At 46.3% G+C, this 18,361-nt stretch carries 18 protein-coding genes; 8 read left to right on the top strand and 10 right to left on the bottom strand.

The features are described from left to right. The 4 genes from QT973_RS10970 to QT973_RS10955 all read left to right on the top strand — a co-directional run. On the top strand, positions 1-750 hold a 750-nt coding region (locus QT973_RS10970), incomplete at its 5' end, for a calcium-binding protein (RefSeq protein ID WP_333260455.1). A 310-nt stretch (positions 751-1,060) separates the two neighbouring features. Continuing rightward, complete coding sequence (locus QT973_RS10965; protein WP_333391323.1) at positions 1,061-1,234, top strand: hypothetical protein; 174 nt, start codon at positions 1,061-1,063, stop codon at positions 1,232-1,234. A gap of 259 nt (positions 1,235-1,493) precedes the next feature. Further along, the gene (locus tag QT973_RS10960; protein ID WP_333391321.1) at positions 1,494-2,459 is read left to right on the top strand and encodes a threo-3-hydroxy-L-aspartate ammonia-lyase; all 966 of its coding nucleotides are present in this window, start codon (positions 1,494-1,496) and stop codon (positions 2,457-2,459) included. Between the two features lie 332 nt (positions 2,460-2,791). Next, positions 2,792-3,097, top strand: coding sequence for a small RNA NsiR4-regulated ssr1528 family protein (locus tag QT973_RS10955; RefSeq protein ID WP_190735614.1), 306 nt, complete (start codon positions 2,792-2,794; stop codon positions 3,095-3,097). Positions 3,098-3,399: 302 nt separating this feature from the next. On the opposite strand, the gene QT973_RS10950 is transcribed toward QT973_RS10955, so the two are convergent. The 6 genes from QT973_RS10950 to deoC all read right to left on the bottom strand — a co-directional run bounded on the left by QT973_RS10950 (position 3,400) and on the right by deoC (position 10,093). Further along, positions 3,400-4,311: an NAD(P)H-dependent glycerol-3-phosphate dehydrogenase gene (locus QT973_RS10950; protein ID WP_333391319.1), complete on the bottom strand. Its 912-nt coding sequence runs from the start codon at positions 4,309-4,311 to the stop codon at positions 3,400-3,402. A gap of 111 nt (positions 4,312-4,422) precedes the next feature. Then, a complete protein-coding gene (locus QT973_RS10945) occupies positions 4,423-4,851 on the bottom strand; it encodes an NUDIX hydrolase (RefSeq protein ID WP_333058012.1) in 429 nt (142 codons plus the stop codon). A gap of 90 nt (positions 4,852-4,941) precedes the next feature. Next, complete coding sequence (locus QT973_RS10940) at positions 4,942-6,168, bottom strand: glycosyltransferase family 4 protein (protein WP_333058011.1); 1,227 nt, start codon at positions 6,166-6,168, stop codon at positions 4,942-4,944. Between the two features lie 26 nt (positions 6,169-6,194). Beyond that, positions 6,195-7,766: an MFS transporter gene (locus QT973_RS10935; RefSeq protein WP_333058010.1), complete on the bottom strand. Its 1,572-nt coding sequence runs from the start codon at positions 7,764-7,766 to the stop codon at positions 6,195-6,197. Between the two features lie 231 nt (positions 7,767-7,997). Then, positions 7,998-8,873: a DNA repair protein RecO gene (recO, locus tag QT973_RS10930; RefSeq protein ID WP_333058009.1), complete on the bottom strand. Its 876-nt coding sequence runs from the start codon at positions 8,871-8,873 to the stop codon at positions 7,998-8,000. A gap of 542 nt (positions 8,874-9,415) precedes the next feature. Continuing rightward, positions 9,416-10,093, bottom strand: coding sequence for a deoxyribose-phosphate aldolase (gene deoC, locus QT973_RS10925; protein ID WP_333058008.1), 678 nt, complete (start codon positions 10,091-10,093; stop codon positions 9,416-9,418). Positions 10,094-10,439: 346 nt separating this feature from the next. On the opposite strand from deoC, the gene QT973_RS10920 reads away from it, so the two are divergent. The 3 genes from QT973_RS10920 to QT973_RS10910 all read left to right on the top strand — a co-directional run bounded on the left by QT973_RS10920 (position 10,440) and on the right by QT973_RS10910 (position 13,688). Then, on the top strand, positions 10,440-10,802 hold the full coding sequence (locus QT973_RS10920) for a hypothetical protein (protein ID WP_333058007.1): 363 nt from the start codon (positions 10,440-10,442) through the stop codon (positions 10,800-10,802). A gap of 351 nt (positions 10,803-11,153) precedes the next feature. After that, complete coding sequence (locus QT973_RS10915; protein WP_333058006.1) at positions 11,154-12,404, top strand: transposase; 1,251 nt, start codon at positions 11,154-11,156, stop codon at positions 12,402-12,404. Positions 12,405-12,665: 261 nt separating this feature from the next. Beyond that, a complete protein-coding gene (locus tag QT973_RS10910) occupies positions 12,666-13,688 on the top strand; it encodes a tetratricopeptide repeat protein (protein WP_333058005.1) in 1,023 nt (340 codons plus the stop codon). 91 nt (positions 13,689-13,779) lie between these two features. Here QT973_RS10910 and QT973_RS10905 read toward each other — a convergent pair whose 3' ends face one another. The 4 genes from QT973_RS10905 to QT973_RS10890 form a co-directional block, all read right to left on the bottom strand. Further along, entirely contained in the window at positions 13,780-14,526 is a 747-nt protein-coding gene (locus tag QT973_RS10905) for a hypothetical protein (RefSeq protein WP_333058004.1), read from the bottom strand. A 259-nt stretch (positions 14,527-14,785) separates the two neighbouring features. Continuing rightward, positions 14,786-14,962 (bottom strand): hypothetical protein, encoded by a 177-nt coding sequence (locus tag QT973_RS10900; RefSeq protein WP_333058003.1) that lies wholly within the window; start codon positions 14,960-14,962, stop codon positions 14,786-14,788. Between the two features lie 306 nt (positions 14,963-15,268). Then, positions 15,269-15,991 carry a pyridoxine 5'-phosphate synthase gene (locus QT973_RS10895; RefSeq protein ID WP_333058002.1) on the bottom strand — a complete coding sequence of 241 codons (723 nt, stop codon included), beginning with the start codon at positions 15,989-15,991 and terminating at the stop codon, positions 15,269-15,271. Between the two features lie 192 nt (positions 15,992-16,183). Further along, the gene (locus QT973_RS10890; RefSeq protein WP_333058001.1) at positions 16,184-16,969 is read right to left on the bottom strand and encodes a nucleotidyltransferase domain-containing protein; all 786 of its coding nucleotides are present in this window, start codon (positions 16,967-16,969) and stop codon (positions 16,184-16,186) included. Positions 16,970-17,242: 273 nt separating this feature from the next. Here QT973_RS10890 and QT973_RS10885 point away from each other — a divergent pair, with 273 nt between their 5' ends. Continuing rightward, positions 17,243-18,103, top strand: a complete 861-nt coding sequence (locus tag QT973_RS10885) for a Tab2/Atab2 family RNA-binding protein (RefSeq protein WP_333082477.1) — start codon at positions 17,243-17,245, stop codon at positions 18,101-18,103. The last annotated feature ends 258 nt before the right edge of the window (positions 18,104-18,361 follow it).

The raw sequence follows: 18,361 nt of genomic DNA, 5'->3' as shown, positions 1-18,361 counted from the left end.
AATCTGGGAACGGCGGACTTTGTATTTACAGGTACGATCGCATCTCCTGCTGGTACTACTACCAACTCAGGTAGCGTTGTGGATTTAATCACTAATCCCGGTACTTTCCCGACAAGCGGAGTTAACAACTTCGGTTCTGGTGTTGGCGGTTACAACTTCACCACTCCTGTCTTATTTACAGGAAGTGCGACAGCTAATAACGTCACCGGCACTGAGTTTGCTGACATCTTGAACGGCGGATCGAGTGCTGATATTTTCGACGGCGGTGCAGGTAACGACAGTATCTCCGGCGATGCAGGTAACGACAGCATTTTCGGCGGCGCGGGTAGCGACAGTCTCTTCGGCGGCGAGGGGAATGACACTTTAATCGGTGGTGTGGGAACCAATGTTCTCAACGGCGGTGCTGGTGCGGATGTGTTTGTGTTCACCGGAACTACTGCTGACGGCGGGGATGTAATTACCAATTACAGCATTGCTGATGATGTAATTAATCTCGACAAAACTGGTTTTGCAGCGTTTACAACCGGAGGGACTTTGGCTTCGAGTTTCTACGCTTACAGCAGCACAGTTTCTGTAACTGCGCTCGAAGCAACTTTAACCGGCCCGTCCATCATGGCTATCTACGACGGTTTGTCTACTAAACTGTATTACGATAGCAACGGTTCTACGGTTGGCGGTAACAGTTTGTTTGCAACTGTCAATAATGTCGATTTAGGAATTTCCGGTAATACTGAATTGTTCTTGTTCTAAACGGCAAGAATCCTAATCGGGATATCGGTACGGTTAGGGACACAGCCATGCTGTGTCCCTACAAGATACGGGTAAGGACACAGCCATGCTGTGTCCTTTTTTTTGGTAATTGTTAAACAATTTAGCTGCTCTTTTTTTGGTAGGGAAATGGCATTGCCGTGTTCTTTTTTCCGTTGTTGTCGATGGTTGGAGTCGATCGCACTCGCGAGGGCAATTTCACCATCCAATCCGGTTTATTTTACCCGTTATATCCATTCCGGTTGATTAAACCGCAGAGGACACAGAGGATACAGAGAAAGGGGAGAGAGAGATGAATAATTCCGATGCCAATGGATTTGATATTACCGAAAATCAGGACACTCCGCCGTGCCGTTTCTCTACAATTAATCCGGCGGTGGTTAAATTTGTATTCACATGGACGCACTTAGACAAAGAAACCGGGTTTTTTACCTCATCTTCGAGTGCGAACGAAGTATTTTCGTAAAAAAACCAGGTTTCTGGGCCCCATGCGTCACTCCTAATTGATTAACCCCTCTCCTGTGCAAGTACAAACGTCCCTTTAATTGTTGATAGTAAATTGTCATAACTTTGATTTGAGTCCACAGCTTTTTTAACCATTAAGCGCCACAGCTAATGATAATTATTCATAAGCTGATGATAAAAATTTATAGTTTAATGGTAAGAGTGAAGCGGGCAATGCCCACCCTACAAATAGAGTCCTCGATCGCCCTAATCTAAAATCTATGAGTGCCCAAAATCCCTTGTCAGTCTGTTTCGCGGATGTGAAGGCGGCGGCAAATCGCTTGCAGGGCAAGGCTTTCAAGACGCCGGTGCTGACTTCGGAAACTTTCAACAAACGCACAAATTCTCAGGTATTTTTCAAGTGCGAAAACTTTCAGCGCACGGGTTCGTTTAAATTTCGGGGTGCTTGCAATGCTTTGATGCAGCTATCTGAAGCTGAAAAACAGCGGGGAGTGCTGACTTTTTCTTCGGGAAATCACGCGCAGGCGATCGCCCTTGCGGCCCAGTTGTTACAGATTCCTGCTACTGTTGTCATGCCGACAGATGCGCCAAAAGTCAAGCAAGAAGCGACTCGCGGCTACGGTGCAGAGATTATTTTGTACGATCGCACTCAAGTTTCCCGCGAAGAGTTAGCCGCTAAAATTGCCGCAGAACGACACTTGACAATTATTCCTCCTTATGATCATGCGTGGGTGATTGCGGGACAAGGTACGGCGGCGCTGGAATTAATCGCAGAAGTTGGGGAGTTGGATTTGCTGCTGGTTTGCTGTGGGGGCGGGGGTTTGCTGTCGGGATGTGCGATCGCGACAAAAACTTTGTCTCCGCAGTGTAAAGTAATAGGAGTGGAACCGGAGCAAGCAGACGATGCGGCGCGATCGTTCCGCACGAAAACGCTACAAACTGTTATTAACCCGGATACGATTGCTGACGGTGCGCGCACACCATCTTTGGGGAAATTAACCTTTCCTTTGGTGCTGCATTATGTTGATGATATGGCAACAGTTTCAGAAGAGGCAATTCGCAGCACAATGTTTTTTATGTGGGAACGCATGAAGATAGTTGTGGAACCGACGGGAGTGTTAGCGGCGGCGGCTTTGCTTTCAGGTGTTGTGCCGGCTGAAAATGCGAGGATTGGCGTGATTGTGAGCGGCGGAAATGTGGATTTGAAGGAAGTCAATCGATTTTAGATTTTAGATTTTAGATTTTAGATTTTAGATTTTAGATTTTAGGCGTTGCTGAATACAGGTAAGCTGTTCTCCATTTAAATTGTGTGTCAAAAATCACTCAAATTATTGTGGGATGGGCACGCGAGTCCGTCCCGAATATGCAATTTAAACGCGCAACAGCTTATGAATGGAAAATTTCGGAATTACTATAAGCCAACTATCGTGAGTTATGTAACTTCCCATAAAACTTTATTCATACCGTGAATCAGCAACGCCAGATTTTAGATTGAATAATTTATGTAGCAGCTTCTCTGATAAAATGCTGGCACAGCAAACTTTGATAACACAGCACAATGTCTTCAGAAACAAACTCAGCGGCTCAATCTACAACTGGTGCAGATGCGATCGATGTTGCGATCGCCTCTGGAATCGACTTTGACGGTACTCCGATTCCGCAAGCAAAATTAGACCTCTACCAGCAAGTGATGGGATTAGAAGCCGGCAGACAGCGCAGCGGCGTGTCAAATACCATGCGATCGCGCATTGTCCGAATCGGTGTCAAACACATCGGACAAGAGGAACTCGATAAAATGCTGGTTGCGGCAAACTTTGCACCGCTGAAAGAGAAAGAAATCGCTTTTTATTACGGCGGTAAGTAAATAGCATTCATCTCACATCTTGCATCATAGTCAGCAACAGGCAAGATGCCTGTTCCACAAAGAGTGAATTTATGGTGGATGGTTTTTCTGAAAACTTTTTGTGGGGTGGGCATCTTGCCCGCCCAAAGAGTTAAGTTTTAATGCTAAAAAACTTAGTTACTCCGGTTTCAAAGTGCGTCAGCAACAGGCAAGATGCCTGTTCCACAAAGAGTGAATTTATGGTGGATGGTTTTTCTGAAAACTTTTTGTGGGGTGGCATCTTGCCCGCCCAAAGAGTTAAGTTTTAATGCTAAAAAACTTACTTACTCCGGTTTTAAAGTGCGTTCCATCAGCGATAAAACAGCGTGTTCAGGAGTAATTTGCCCATTCAACAAGCGATAAACTTGACGAGAAACAGGCACTTCTATGCCGCGTTGATTGGCCAAATCAATCAACACATTAGTAGTATTGACTCCCTCAGCAGTGCTCTGCAATTCCTGCAAAATTTGCTCTAAAGATTTGCCTTCAGCTAATCCGAAACCAACCCGATAATTGCGCGATAAAGGACTGTTGCAAGTAGCCAGCAAATCTCCCAAACCCGACAAACCGTAAAAAGTTTCTGCGCGAGCTCCCAAACGAACCCCCACCCGAATCATTTCCGGCAAAGCGCGAGTCAGCAAAGCAGATTTAGCATTAGTTCCTAATTGTAAACCGTCGCAAACACCAGCGGCGATCGCAAATACATTTTTCAAAGTTCCACCTAACTCAGTTCCCAGCGGGTCTTCATTCACATAAACCCGAAAAATATCAGAACTGTAAATATTTTGCACTTGCTTGGCCGCCGCTAAATCCAAACTCGCCGCTACCGTTGCAGCCGGCAAGCCCTGCTGAATTTCCTCGGAAAGATTAGGGCCCGAAAGTACGACTATTGAATTGTTAGGAAAGGCATTTTGCCAAATTTGAGATGGAGTGCGGGTAGTCGCGGGGTCTAAACCTTTGGTGACGGTAACTATAATTGTACTGGGACTTAACTGTAAAGCCAAAAGTCGATCGACCGTTGCTCCAACTCCTTTCATCGAAACTGCCGAAACAACAACATCCGCACCTGTTATAACTGATTCTAGATTAACAGAACTGCTGCGCGACCACAAATTAACTCGATCGCCTTTTTTTCCTCCCAGATTGGCCAGTGCCGAACCCCAAGCACCTCCGCCTAATATTGTCAAGCTTGCCATAGAATTTAGTTTAATGAATTTAACCGCAGATTAACACAGATAAATCACCGATAAATCATAGCAATCAATCTGCGTTAATCCGCCTACATCTGTGGTTAACAAATCCTCAGCCTACAAACGCGGCCGCAATCCATAATGACGGTAACGCCAATAATCTCGTAAAATGCGATCGTGATCGAAACACAATTCACGAGGAATCTGCCAAGATTCAAAAATTTGTAAATTTTTAGCATCGTCGGCTGCTTGAGGTTCGCCCGTTGCCGAAGCCAAGAATACAATACTAATAGTGTGTTGGCGGGCGTCGCGATTTGGGTCAGAATAAACGTAAAATTGCTCAATTAATTCTACATTCAAACTCGTTTCTTCTAAAGCTTCGCGTTTTGCCGCTGTTTCTACCGCTTCCCCGTAATCGACAAAGCCGCCGGGAATTGCCCAGCCGTAGGGAATATTGCGGCGTTCGATGAGTATGATCGGGCGATGGGGGCGATCGGCTAATTCGATGATAATATCAACTGTAGGAGCGGGATTTCGATAAGTCATATGCGAAGGAAGAAGGAAGGCACGACACGGATTTTGACACGAATACACGGATTAATTTCAACGGGTTCGGAGTTCCTTCTTCCTGCTGAATTATGCTAAACCGCGAATTAGTACGCGCTGCCTTTGCAAAACCTCTGAGTACAGCTTTTCCAACTCAGTAATATTCTGACTGAGAGTGTATCGCTCCATCGCCCGTTGGCGTGCTTTTTGACCAAGCAGCATTCCCAACTCAGGATGATCGCAAAACAGCGGCAGCAAGGTTTGCAACTGACTCCGTACCCGCTGAGTGTTCAAAACTATCCCCGCGCCTTCCTCCAAAGCCTCGCCGTCAGCACCGGCATCCGTTGCCAAACAAGCTAAACCGCAGGCCATCGCTTCCAGCAACGACAGCGACAGTCCCTCCACTAAAGAAGGCAAAATAAATACGTCTGCCCCCCGGAGGATTTCGATGCGGCGTTCCTCCTCGGCGACAAATCCGAGCCACACAATGCCATCATCTTCGCCGTAAAACAGTTGCAGCGAGGCGGCTAGGGGCCCGTCGCCTACGATCGCCAATACGTTCCCAGGGCCAAAATTACAGTGTTTCCACGCCTTGAGCAAAGCCTCGACATTTTTCTCCTGGGCAATGCGGCCTTGGTAAACAAAAATTCGATCGGCTTTTAATTCCGACTTCAACCCCGAAGGCCCTGGAGAATATTTAATGGCATCCACGCCGTTGGGAATCACGGCTACCCGTTCCTGTGGCACTCCCAACTTCACCAATATATCCCGCTGAATCTGAGAAAAAACGATCGTCGAGTCGTAGTTCGCCAAAAATGGAGCGTACAGTTGATACATCAGGTGTTGGGTTCCCGATGTCAAATTCCGCAATTTGCGATCGAACGGCGGGTGAAAAGTCGCCACCAAAGGCAAATTCAATTCTTGACAAATTTCCGGCAGCAGAAAGTCTAAAGGCGAAAGCGTCAGGGAAGCGTGAACAACATCTGGTTTCAGCCGCCGCAGAGATTTCATCAGCACTGTGCGGGACTTGAGAGTGGGAATCGTATAAATTTGCGATTTGTAGTGACAGGGTAAAGAGACTTCGTTGCAACTGGCGGATGAGAGCGAAGTGGTATATGAGGTTTGAGTAATTCCCTTTCCCCATGAACCATTTGCCATACTCCACCCCGTATTGTTCCTGTCCAGTGAGTCCGCCTCTTGGGCAAAGTGCAGAAAACTAACCTGGTATCCCCGGTCTAATAGTGCGTTGGTGACTTCCCTGGAGTAAGTGACGTTACCGCAAAAAGGTGATTTTTTTCCTAGCCAAGCGATGTGCATTCCAGTAAATCAGAGTTTGTTATTTTTTAGATTCGATCGACTTTGCTATTACTGCTACGGAAAATATACCAGGTTAAGACACCCCCAGCCATCGCTAATCCTGCTAAAGCCAAAAATACTGTTGGCAAACCCAGAAATGTTTCTGCTACCCCGGCCAAAGCCAACGGTAAACTCAAAGCGATATTAGTGGCATTGTTTTGCAGCCCGAAGACTTTTCCCCGCATTTCTTCTGGGGTTTCTGCTTGAATTGTAGTCTGCATCGGCACTCCCACCAATGAGGCAAATAAACCCAACAGGGTAATGAACAGCACCGACAGCCACAAATGGTCTGTAAACGCAGAAAGGGCCATCAGAGCAAGTGCCATCCCAATCGAGCCGATTAAACTCAGTTGGGAGTGAGAAAATTTGTGGCCGAGATAGCCGACTGTCGTCGCCCCAGCAGCCATGCCGACGCCCACCGCCGCCAGCAAAAAGCCAAATTGTGATGCTTTCATACCGGGGAGGATTTCTGCCAGCCGAACTGCTAGAACTGCCAAGGCTGCAAAAATGGAAAATAGAATAATTAGTTGAATTAAAGCATTGCGGACTTTGGGTTGATCGTTGATGTAACGCAGGCCATCTCGCAAATCTGCTAAGGGGTGGGGCGGTTCGTGTTCGACTTCGTTTTTTTCGCCTGTTTGCATCGACAGCAAGAGCACTCCGGCGAAGGCGTAACTTCCGCCTACTACTAATTCTTTGCCGATGCCGAGTCCGCCGCCGAGGTTGGAAAATAGGGTGTCGGCTAAAGCTAGTAAGGGTTCTCCGACTGCGAAGCCAATAATCACCGAACCCATCATGGTTGTGGTGTAGAGGGAGTTGGCTGATAGCAGGTGGCGGCGTTCCACAATTAGGGGAATCACTGACTGTTCTGCTGGCGCGAAAAATTGAGTTAAAGTCGAGACTAGGAATGTCACTAACAGCAGCAAGCAGAATCCGAGCGGCAGTTGACCGAGTTCCCACCCGTCAGACAGCCACAGCAGCACGGGCAATGTTAAAACAAAGGCTCCCCGCAGCAGGTTTGTGGCGACTAGCACTGCTTTTTTCGACCACCTATCGACATACACGCCTGCGGCGGCCCCGAACAGCACTGCGGGTATGGTAAAGGCGATCATGATTGCTGATACCCACCTGCTGATGGTTTGATCTGGCGCTTGAAAGCGGCTGGCTACGAGGGCGATCGTCAGTACGAGATAAACTTTATCTGCTAGTTGGGAAAAAACTTGCCCACTCCACAATGCTAGAAAATTTGGGTTTTTGAGCACTGGCAGAAATCCCGTTTGTTTTTCGGGAATTTCGGCTACTGCTTCGGAGAGTTCTGCTGCTGACTCTGGTGTGGGAACCGGGGGGATTGCTTCGGGCTGTGGGCTATTGCCGTTGTTCCAGTCTGGTGCTGGAGTTGTGGGGTATTTATCCATTTCTGGGTCTGGGACGTTGCTCCATTGTCGATCGGCCAAGACCGGCTCGGAGCTAAAATCGGGAAAATTTTCTCGTTCTTCCATTTTGTGGTGGGTCACAGCTAACACAGATATTCTCAAATCAGAATCAGACAGTCGCATCATAGGATTTGGGGTGGATGGCCTGGGATGGTGGAGGTTGGAGGGATTGGAATTTGAAATTGAGGTGTTAACCCCTAAGTTTATTAATAATCTCGTAACTTTATCTATATCTATTATCTGATGTCGCAACAACCTTGAAAATTTACCTGAAATTGCCGGCAGGTTCGGGTATCCGGCAGGCTGGGGGTGCGATGTACGATCGCCCCTTCACCTATTTAAGTCAACACTCAAAATTTAAAACTCAAAACTCTCTAGGTAGGTGTCGATCGAGCTTCCCGATCGAATCGTGCAACCTAAATGATACTGGGCATATTGTCGCAAAATATTTTCGACAGATATCCAAGTTGTTCGATCGGCAATCCCCTCTCCTAGTTCTGGACTAGCCAACTGTTGCAGCGCTGCTAATTCCTTAGCATTAATCTCGAAATTTGTCAAGTGTTTGCTGTCATTCGTTTGCCGGGAACGGGAGGCGGATTTGTACAAGCTACCGGTTTCTGAAGAGAGTTCTGCCTCTAGGTTAGCTAGCTCGGACAGGCTGAAGGTTCCCCCAGAGGGTATACTAAACCCGGTTTGCCAGTTCGGATCGGTGAAATTTGGGATGAGCGGCCCTCTGGTGGCGCAGCAGACTTGGACTTGGGGGGCGAGGCCTGCTAAGGCTAGCAGGTGAAAAATGCCGTGGGTGAGGTGAGCAATCAGCACGGCGGCAGATTGGATTTCTGTGCGATCGGACAAACGCTCCAAACGGCTCAAATGTTCGCCCAGCAACCAAAACAGGTCTTCTTGGGGCTCATCGGAAAGGGCGCTGGCGATCGCCAATTCCGCCAGATATTGCGACGCTGCGAGTTTTCCGAGGTTGCGGCTCAAACCCGGATGGGATTCTACGGTGTTGGCTTGGGTAATTTTGTCGAGCGATCGGCCTTTGGCAATTAGCAATTCGTTGACGACAAATAATTCGCTTCGGCCGCCAATGGTCGATCGTTGTTTGCGAACACCGGGTGCTACGGCTCGAATTAAGCCGAATTCCCGCGTTAAAATTGTCAGCAGTCGATCGGATTCGCCGATGGGCGCACTCTTAAGATTGATTCCAGTTGCTTTGTAAGTTCGAGTCACTCGATTTTAGATTTTAGATTTTAGATTTTAGATTTACAAGGACAGTAGCAAAAACAGTCCGCGACGCAGAACTTTTATTAGATACTCGTTACCAGGCTCTGCCTGGTAACGCAGATCCGGAGGCTCTGCCTCCTAATCCCAGCCGAGGCAGAGCCTCTAAATATGGGTTCCCAGGCAGAGCCTTGGAACCAGTTAAAACTATATTTCTTTTGAGATTCTTTTTGCTAATTGATAAACTTGTAGCTGTGGGAAGTTCTCCCTATTAACTCCTTGAAACAATTGATGATAAACAATTGATTAATGACCCATGAATACACATCATATCATTTCCGGTTACACTCATACATGATGTTGACGGTTGACTGTTGACGGTTGACGCCGTGAACAGTGAATAGTGAACGCCGTGAACAGTGAACTGGAATTTACTATTGCGATGCTAACGGATTTGATATCAACAGCCAACTGTCAACTGTCAACTGTCAACTGTCAACTGTCAACTGTCAACTGTCAACTGTCAACTGTCAACTGTCAACTGTCAACTGTCAACGATTATCTAAATTATCGCGCTGGCGCATTAATTCCGGGCCGCGAGAAGTCCCCAAACGAGTTGCCCCAGCTATTACCAAATCTAAAGCTTGTTCGTGAGTACGAATTCCGCCGGCAGCTTTAATCCCAATCCGTCCCTTCGTAACTTCCTTCAGCAGTCGCACATCGTCAACTTTCGCCGGGCCAAAAAAGCCAGTGTTGGTTTTGATATAAGCCGCGCCCGCTTCCATGCAAATCTCAGCCGCTAATTGTTTTTCGGCATCGGAAAGGAGCGAACTTTCGATAATTGCTTTGATGGTGAGATTTGTTTCTTCGCAAATTTGGGCTAACTCCCGGTGGAATTCGTCGATTCTTCCCGCTTTCAACAATCCTAAGTTAACAGAGACATCTAACTCTACGGCTCCATTATCTGCTGCTTCTAGAGCTTCGTAAACTTTCACCGTTGAAGTCGAAGCACCGGTGGGAAAACCTATAACTGTACAGACTTTGGGACGTTTGCCGTGCAGCAGCTCAACTGCTTGTCTGACGTAGGCGGGATACACGCAAACTGTGACAAAGCCAAATCTCTCTGCTTGTTGGCAACAGTGTTCTACTTGCTCTGGCGTGGCGGTGGGGTCGATCAGGCCGTAGTCGATCAAGGGGGCAATATCGATGTCTGCCTGGTTTGCAGCCATTGCTGTTTTTTCTCCGAAGTAACTACTTTATTAAGTATGTATCGAATTTACCAATCTAAAATCTAAAATCTAAAATCTAAAATCGATCGACTTTACTTTGACCCCGATCGAGCATAAATACTCAATTTGCTGCTCGCAAAAACTCTTGTGGGAATTGGTTTGCCAATTTATGTCAAAAAATTATTTTGGTATCTGCCTTTAGATACATTTTTGATCTTTCTTTAGGTATACTTTGTTAAAAGGAGTTGCGGTAGAGCCTGCGTCAGCTACGCTAGGGCAGAGCCTGGTAGCGGCTACTGTTTTTACTCTGAGTAGTGCTTTAAAAACATAAAAGCCAGTGCCAAGCATGAATCATTTAGAACTCGAACAAGAAATTGGGAAGATGGCTAGAGCGATGATGACTCGCAATAGTTTAATTGGTAAGGATTTGATTGCGGATCTCAGAGGGCGGCTGTCTGTTGACAGTGTAGCTGCTTTGATGATTGTCAGTATTGAGCGTTTGATTTGGTATGACTGCGAGTCCGTAATCTGGAGTTTGAGTTATTTGATTCCTGCTGACGTGATGGAAGAAATTCGCCGGATTACTGCGCTGGTTGTTTGCCAGCGGTTGATGGGCAAGGGTTTTCTGCTGGGGAAAGATTTTAGTATTGATGCAACAGGCCAGTTGATGTTGAGTGAGAATGCTAAAACAGCGGTTGTGATTGCTTGAATTGGGCAACCAGAAGTAGAAGCTATTAGCACTAGGAGATTTGCAGTTAGACTTGGGGCGCCCTAGAACTTTTTGTGTAACTGCAAACCTAATTCGGGATGCGGTGGTAAGAGTTGCGCGATTCACCAAAAAATTGGGTCTGAAGCCCCGTCCTTTTAGGACGGCTTTCCCTTAACCTTGAGGCTCCTGATTAATTCTCTCTAAGTACATCAGTTTTAGTTCTAGCTACAGCTTTGCAATGTTCTTCAATAATTGCAAATTCAGATTCCTGAATCCGAAAAAATAAACGTTTATTCAGGAAATTTTTCGAGTTTTTGCTGTATGATTATATGACAACAAAGAGGATGACTCATGTTGGGCTGTCAACAAAATTTCATTCGAGTTGATTCAGATATTCAAGCTATTATTGAATACCTGTGTTCTGAATCTGCAAAACTTTCTAATTGTGGGACTTACTATTCCCGCCAGCTATACTTTAAAACTGGTAAAATCCCAAACCGTGCTCAGTTGCACAAAGTTTTGGGGACGGAAAACCGAAACCGACACTATCAAGCGTTCTACTCTGATACTGCTCAACAAATTCTGACGGGCGTAGCAGAGTCTTTTAAGTCATTTATGGGATTACTAAAGGCTTTTAAAAATGGCGTAATTACGGAACGTCCGAAGCTACCGAAATATCGTCAAGGCGGAATGGCACTTGTGACATTTACGGGTAGGTCGGTAAAACTCAACGACGGAATGTTGAGATTCCCTTTGGGTAGCAAGGTTAAAGCGTGGTTCGGTCTAGATGCGTTTTTCCTTCCGATGCCTTCTAATCTTGATTTCAAAGCGATTCGGGAATATCGCATACTTCCCCGGAACGGCTGTTTCTACCTAGAGTTTGTCTACACAACGACCAATGTCCAGGCAGATATAGACCCTGCTAAGTGCTTAATGATCGACCACGGCGTAGATAACTGGTTAACTTGCGTGAGCAATGTCGGTACAAGTTTTATCGTCGATGGCAAGCTTTTAAAGTCGCTTAACCAGGGATACAACAGACGAGTTGCATTTCTCATGAAGGGAAAAGTTAATGGCTATTGGTCTAAAAGGCTTGCCAGCTTGACCGAAAGACGGAATCGTCAGATGCGAGATGCCGTTAACAAGGCAGCAAGGAAGGTAATTAAGCACTGCTTAAAAAATCGGATAGGAACGGTTGTATTCGGTTGGAATAAGGGACAAAAAAATTCTGCCAACATGGGAAGCAAAACTAATCAAAAGTTTGTGCAAATCCCTACGGGAAGACTGAAAGATAGAATTGCTCAACTCTGTGAGCAGTATGGCTTGAGGTTCGTTGAAACGGAAGAATCTTATTCGTCAAAAGCTTCTTTTGTCGATCGTGATTTGCTACCTACTTTCGGCGAAAAACCCGAAGGGTGGCTTCCAATTGGCACGCGGATTAAACGTGGTTTGTACCGAACGGCGCAAGGCTGGCTAATTAATGCAGATTGCAATGCTTGTGGCAACATTGGTAGAAAAGTAGCGGTGATGCTTGGACTTGATCTAAGCGGAATCAGTAGAGGCGAGTTGTCAGCGCCTTTAAGACTTAAATTATGGTCTTAAGAATCCCCATGCCTTCAGGCTGGGGAGTGTCAAGCAGAGTTAAAATTCGCAGCAGCTCTAAAAAACGATGAGTGCGGTTAGCTAAAAGAGCTTTTTACGAGAGGAAAATAGTTAGTTTCGACCGCAAATTGTTGAGGTTGTTACGGGTACTGTGTACGGGCGATCGCCCTGTATCAAATTTTTCATATTTTTAGTGGAATTACAGTTTTATTCCAGGTATGGTTTCATGTAGAATCATCCCTAAGATAGATACAAAATATTATGAACTTAATTCAAAACTTGGAAGCGGCTTGGTATTACCATCTGGGATCGCGCCACCTCGAAGCTAAGGATGATCATGGTGCTCTGGCGAACTTTAACAGAGCTTTGAAGTTGCAATCAGATCATTATAAGGCTTGGTTCGGCCGAGGTATGGCTTTGGGGAATTTAGAACGGCACTTAGAGGCGCTGAAGAGTTTTGATGAGGCTTTGGCGGTGCAGCCGAATGCGAGCTTTGGCTGGCACAACCGGGCTATTGCTTTAGGAAAGTTGGGCGAGTGGTTGGAGGCTCTCAATAGTTTTGACCGGGCTCTGGAGTTCAGTCCGTGCGCGGCGAGTATTTGGCACAACCGAGGACTGACGCTGATCGAGATGGGGCTGTACGAGAAGGCGGTTCTGAGTTTCGATCGCTCTTTAAATTTGTATCCGGAGGCTGCTTGGGCATGGTACAACCGAGGTAATGCCCTGTTGGAACTCAAGCTTTACTATCAGGCGCTCAACAGTTTTGACCGGGCGATCGAGTTTAAGCCTGACGATGCGAAGGCTTGGTACAATCGCGGTATAGCTGCAAACTCTATGGGACTTTACAAACAAGCAGTAGCTAGTTTTAGCCGATCGATCGCTCTACAACCGGGCAGAGCCGAAGCTGTGGGCGAACGGAGAGTTGCTTTGGAGAAATTAGTAGGTTTAAATCAGAGAAATTCCAAGTTTACTCCCACATCTGAGCGTCCCTTGGAAGATTATTTAATTTGGTACAACCGGGGTGTGGAATTGGCGCGAAAAGGCTGCTACTCTGAGGCGATTGCTTGCTACGAAACAGTCTTAGAAATAACTCCTGATTTTGCTAATGCTTTTTACAATAAAGCTTGCTGTTATGCGCTACTGGGATTTGCTGATTTGGCCCTTGACAATTTGCAGCGGGCTGTTGAGTTTATCCCTAATTTGTACCGAGAGCTAGCTTTAGCTGACCCGGATTTAAGCTGCATTTGGAAACAAGAACGTTTTGAAGCGCTGATCCAAGGTTGATTTTACACAAAAAACAGCTCGCCCCATTGGCGAGCTGTTTTTTTGGGCGGCGCAAATTCGATCGCCCTCAAGAGTATTTGTGCAATCTTTGCTATTGCACAGAAACTCGGATTGAGGGCTTGACCGGCCTCTTGGCAACTACGATCACCCGGTAAGTGCCGGATTCCGGTAGTTGAGCAAAAGTTTGACCTTCGCCTTGATCCAAGAGTTGTCCCGACGGAGATTCGATCGCCAGATCGAGATTTTTGGTACTAGCTGTCACCCTAATTGTCTGTCCCTGTTTGCCTTGAACGGTGATAGGCTGGATTTGGTAGCCGGACATTTTGAGTTTGACTGTGGCTTGTGTTTCCTTGAATGCTATGGGAATTGCGCGATCGGGCCGATAAGTCCACTTGGCGCTAAAGTCGCGTCCGATTACGAAGCTGGTGGTTTCACCTTTCGGGGTAACTCGCACGCGATAGATGCCTGACTCTGGCAACTGGCCAATCCACTGATTATCTCCTTTTTCAATAACCCCCATATTTTCACCATTGGGACTGTACAGTTCGGCTGTTAGTTGTCCTGCCCACAGCGAGAGAGTGAGTTCTCGCCCTTTGATGCCTTCAAAAATATAGGTGGTGGGTTGGTTGATGGTTTCTCGGAGTTCCGAGGTTGACATTCGCTTGATCGGTTCGAGGTTTGAAACTGATTCAGAAGTAACGGGTTTGTTAAGGGTTTCTGTAATTTCCGAGGCAGCCATCAGCTCGCTCGGTGCAATTTTGGGGGCTACTGGGCTGGCAAATACTGATTTTGCCGTCATCATGAGTAGCATTCCAGTCAGTAAAATTATTTTTTTCATGTCGCACTTCCGAGGGGGGGGTAAGGAGTTGTATATGGTTACTTGTGTTTGCCTGTTTTCACCGGATTAAATCTGGCGATCGCACAGAGGCTACAGCAGCATATAGGATACAAGTAAATATCCCGTACTTGCACAAAACCTGCTGGTAGCAAATTGGCAGTGCGGGAGCTAAGTAGTAGCCTCAATTTGTCGAGACATTTCAATGATACTACCTACGCATAATATCATCAGAGAATATTACTAATTTAGTCGAGGAAAATTAAAGCTTTTTCCGAGGTTCTTGCTCAAGAAATGCCCACACCCAAAAAACGCCGTCTCTGGGATTCTGGCTCTGCCTTGCTACTGGAAAACGGCTAGCACCAGCAGGGGGTGACAACCCTAGTGTTACTTCATTGTTGACAATTCCCGCATCCAGGATACCCGCCACGTGATTCATCCGTCCAGAAATAAAAAACCTGTATCCGATGAAACTTGCCGAACGTATTTATCCGTGGTCAATGCTTCAATGCTTCAATTCTAAAATCTAAAATCTAAAATCTAAAATCTAAAATCTAAAATTGATTGACGATCGCTTAATTATCTAGGGCGCTGCGAACCCCACCTTAGCATATTTCTAGCGTATTAAACCATTTTTTGCGTAAATTTTGATACTGTATCTTGGTAGAGCGGATTGAGTTATTATTTCTGACAAAAACCAGTTAATCACTACCAAATCCGCCCTACCACACGAGGTTAAATTGTACTACGAACCTGCCAGGATTTGCAGATAAGCTTGTACTGTGTTGGACAACCCCATTTCTAGCGCTTCCGCAATTAAAGCATGACCAATTGATACTTCTAGTATATCAGGAATAGAGCAAAATTTAGCTAAGTTTTGCAAATTTAAATCATGTCCGGCATTCACCCCTAAACCGGCTGATTGAGCCGCTTTAGCTGCTAAGACATATTGTTGAAAAACAAAGTCTACTCTACCTTCGCGAAAAGCAGTTGCGTAGGGTTCCGTGTACAGTTCTACTCTGTCTGCTCCAACTTCTTTTGCTAGCGGCATGAGAGCAGCATCTGCGTCCATAAACAAGCTGACTCTGATGCCGTTGTCTTTTAATTTTTCAATGATTGGTAAGAGCCGATCGCGATTTTCGGGAATATTCCAACCGCTATCCGATGTTAGCACGTCTGGAGCGTCCGGCACCAAGGTACACTGAGCCGGTTTTACGTCGCAAACTATATCCATAAATGGCGGCTGAAACGGATTTCCTTCGATGTTGAACTCAACGGTTAGCATTTTAGCTAATTCGTAAACATCGGTGGCTTTGATATGCCTTTCGTCGGGGCGGGGATGGACTGTAACGCCATGAGCTCCGGCAGCAATTACTGTTTTTGCGGCTTCGGTAACGCTGGGGATACCGATGTTTCGAGAGTTTCTGAGGAGGGCGATTCTGTTGATGTTGACGCTGAGTTTTGTCATGGGATGTTAATCTTTAAAGTTGATCTCACATCTTGCATCTTTCTCAATAACGGGCTCTCCGGCCCGTTCCACAAAGAGTAGATTTTCCTGTGGAACAGGCCGAAAAGCCTGTTCAAAAAAGGAGTATTGACAATGGTGCAAGATATAAGTTGATAATACTATATTAATCGCTTTCGGTACTAAATTTTGAGCCTATTGCGGTAGTGTCAGGGCATTGTCAGAGGAAAAATTAGCTTGTGCAAGCGGTAAACTTTCTGCAAAAAAAGCCTCAGCTATTTGCTGTTTTACTGCCAAATCTTCAAGGTTGGCAATGCAGAAAAGCGGTGTGACGCGATCGACTATTGGGCGCGGAAAATCTCTGCTAAAATATTTTAGTTCAAAGTCGTATCTGTGGGGACGGTAAATCATGCCCAACAGTTCGACTAATGGTAGAAGCGTCCAGTTGTGATAGTTGCCGATCGCATCTACTAAATGTTCGCGATAAATCTCTTTTTTAACCAGAGGTTGCAGCAAATTAAAACGGATTTTAAGGTCGTTTAATCTCGACTGCATTGTAGATAAATGTTTGCTTTTATCGACAGGATGCGGTACAATTAGATTAGCTTTGTCAAAGGCGATCGGCACTTTCCCGTGTCTCTCTATTTCCAGGAAATCGTTGCGGCGGCTGCGCCGGAAAACGGCGAAATCAATTAGCAAAAACGGCGGGGTTTCTTTCAGCCGCCAGAAGCACTGCGACTGACCGTGCCAAGCGGGTTCGGGAACTCGATATTTGAGTTCGATTTCGGCAATTTCTGCGAGGGCTTTTTCAACAATCTCAAATGCTTCTTCCACGCAGTCATCTTCAACCACAACCGCAATATCGAGGTCTGACCACTCGTCGGTGTATCCGTGGGCTGCTGAACCTCCTTGCCACAAAGCGAGAACAAAATCTAAAGGTTGTAAGGTTGAAACAATCTTTTCGAGAATGATTTGTCTCATGGAATCAAGCTATACTGTTTGTTTTCCCTGGCTTGCACAAGTTTAACAAACGATCGCGTGTTGAGAGAGCTCCGCGACTGTTCTCCGAGGAGTTGCTAATGCTTCCGGTTGTGCACTCCTGCCAAAAATTACACGGGAAGCTGCAAGGGAGAGTGGCAATCTTTGAGAAAGTGCGATCGCCCTTGAAAGTGAAAATCAGCCTTATATTGTCAGAATCAGAAACTTGCCCGCTGTCCGGTAACATGAGAAAGGATTAATTTTTAACAGCGCGGCATGGCTACTATTTGGGAACTCGACTTTTACAGCCGTCCAATCATAGACGAGCGAGAGAAAAAAAAATGGGAAGTGTTGATCTGCGAAAGCCCGCTGAATGTAGGCGACAAGGCCGAATCTCTGTTTCGCTACTCGCAATTCTGCTCCAGTTCTACCGTAAATTCCCTGTGGCTGGCGGGTGCTATTAAAGATGCGATCGCCGCAGCACCGAAACGCCCCGAAAAAATCCGCTTTTTCCGCCGCCAAATGGCGAACATGATTACTAAAGCCTGCGATGACTTGGACATTCCCGCCGCCTGCAGCCGCCGCACCCTCGCCCTCAGCCTGTGGCTGGAAGAACGGATGCAAGACGTTTATCCCGCCGAACCGGGCTATCAACCGGTTGTGAACCCCAGCGTTCAATTTGTACCCGAAACGCCAGTTGCGCTGCCGGATGCTTTAATCGGCGAAAAATGGGCGTTTGTGAGTTTGCCGATCGCAGCTTTTGACGAAATGTCCGAGTGGGATATCGGATTTGGCGAAGCTTTCGGACTGCCGATGACACGCCTCGCCCCAGAAACGCAAATTCCGGGACTAATTATCTACTCGTCGAGAGCAACAGCCCTGGCAGGTTGGATGTCGGGCTTGGAGTTGGCTTTCCTGAAATTTGAGAGCGGCCCACCCGCTAGGCTGGTATTAGATACGGGAGCTAACGATCGCTGGATTTTAGCTAATCTCAGAGACGCAGCAACTGAGAGAGAAGCGAAAGGATTTGAAGCCGCGAAAAACCAAGCAAAAAAAGTACATTTCTTAGCAATTCAGTCGAATCCCGAATCGGAATCTTTTGCAGGATTTTGGCTGCTGCACGAACTAACTATTTAGTCATTAGTCATTAGTCATTAGTTATGAGTCATTAGTCATTAGTTATGAGTCAATATAGCTGTTAACTCTAGACTAATGACGGTAGATTATTAACTGATGACTAATGACCAATGACTGTAAAATCTGGTTATAGCCAATTACACCAGTTTTCCCAAAAGAATCTAAATGTAGACCCGTGCACCCAACCCATATCCAGTAAGTTATTGCCAATTCTTTAATCGAAAATCCAAAATCGAAAATCGAACCGCCCATTACCAA

Origin of the sequence: Microcoleus sp. Z1_A1, from assembly GCF_036700305.1 — a bacterium.
In the GTDB taxonomy this organism is placed as follows: Bacteria; Cyanobacteriota; Cyanobacteriia; order Cyanobacteriales; family Microcoleaceae; genus Microcoleus.
This window is presented reverse-complemented; position numbering and strand designations above follow the sequence as displayed.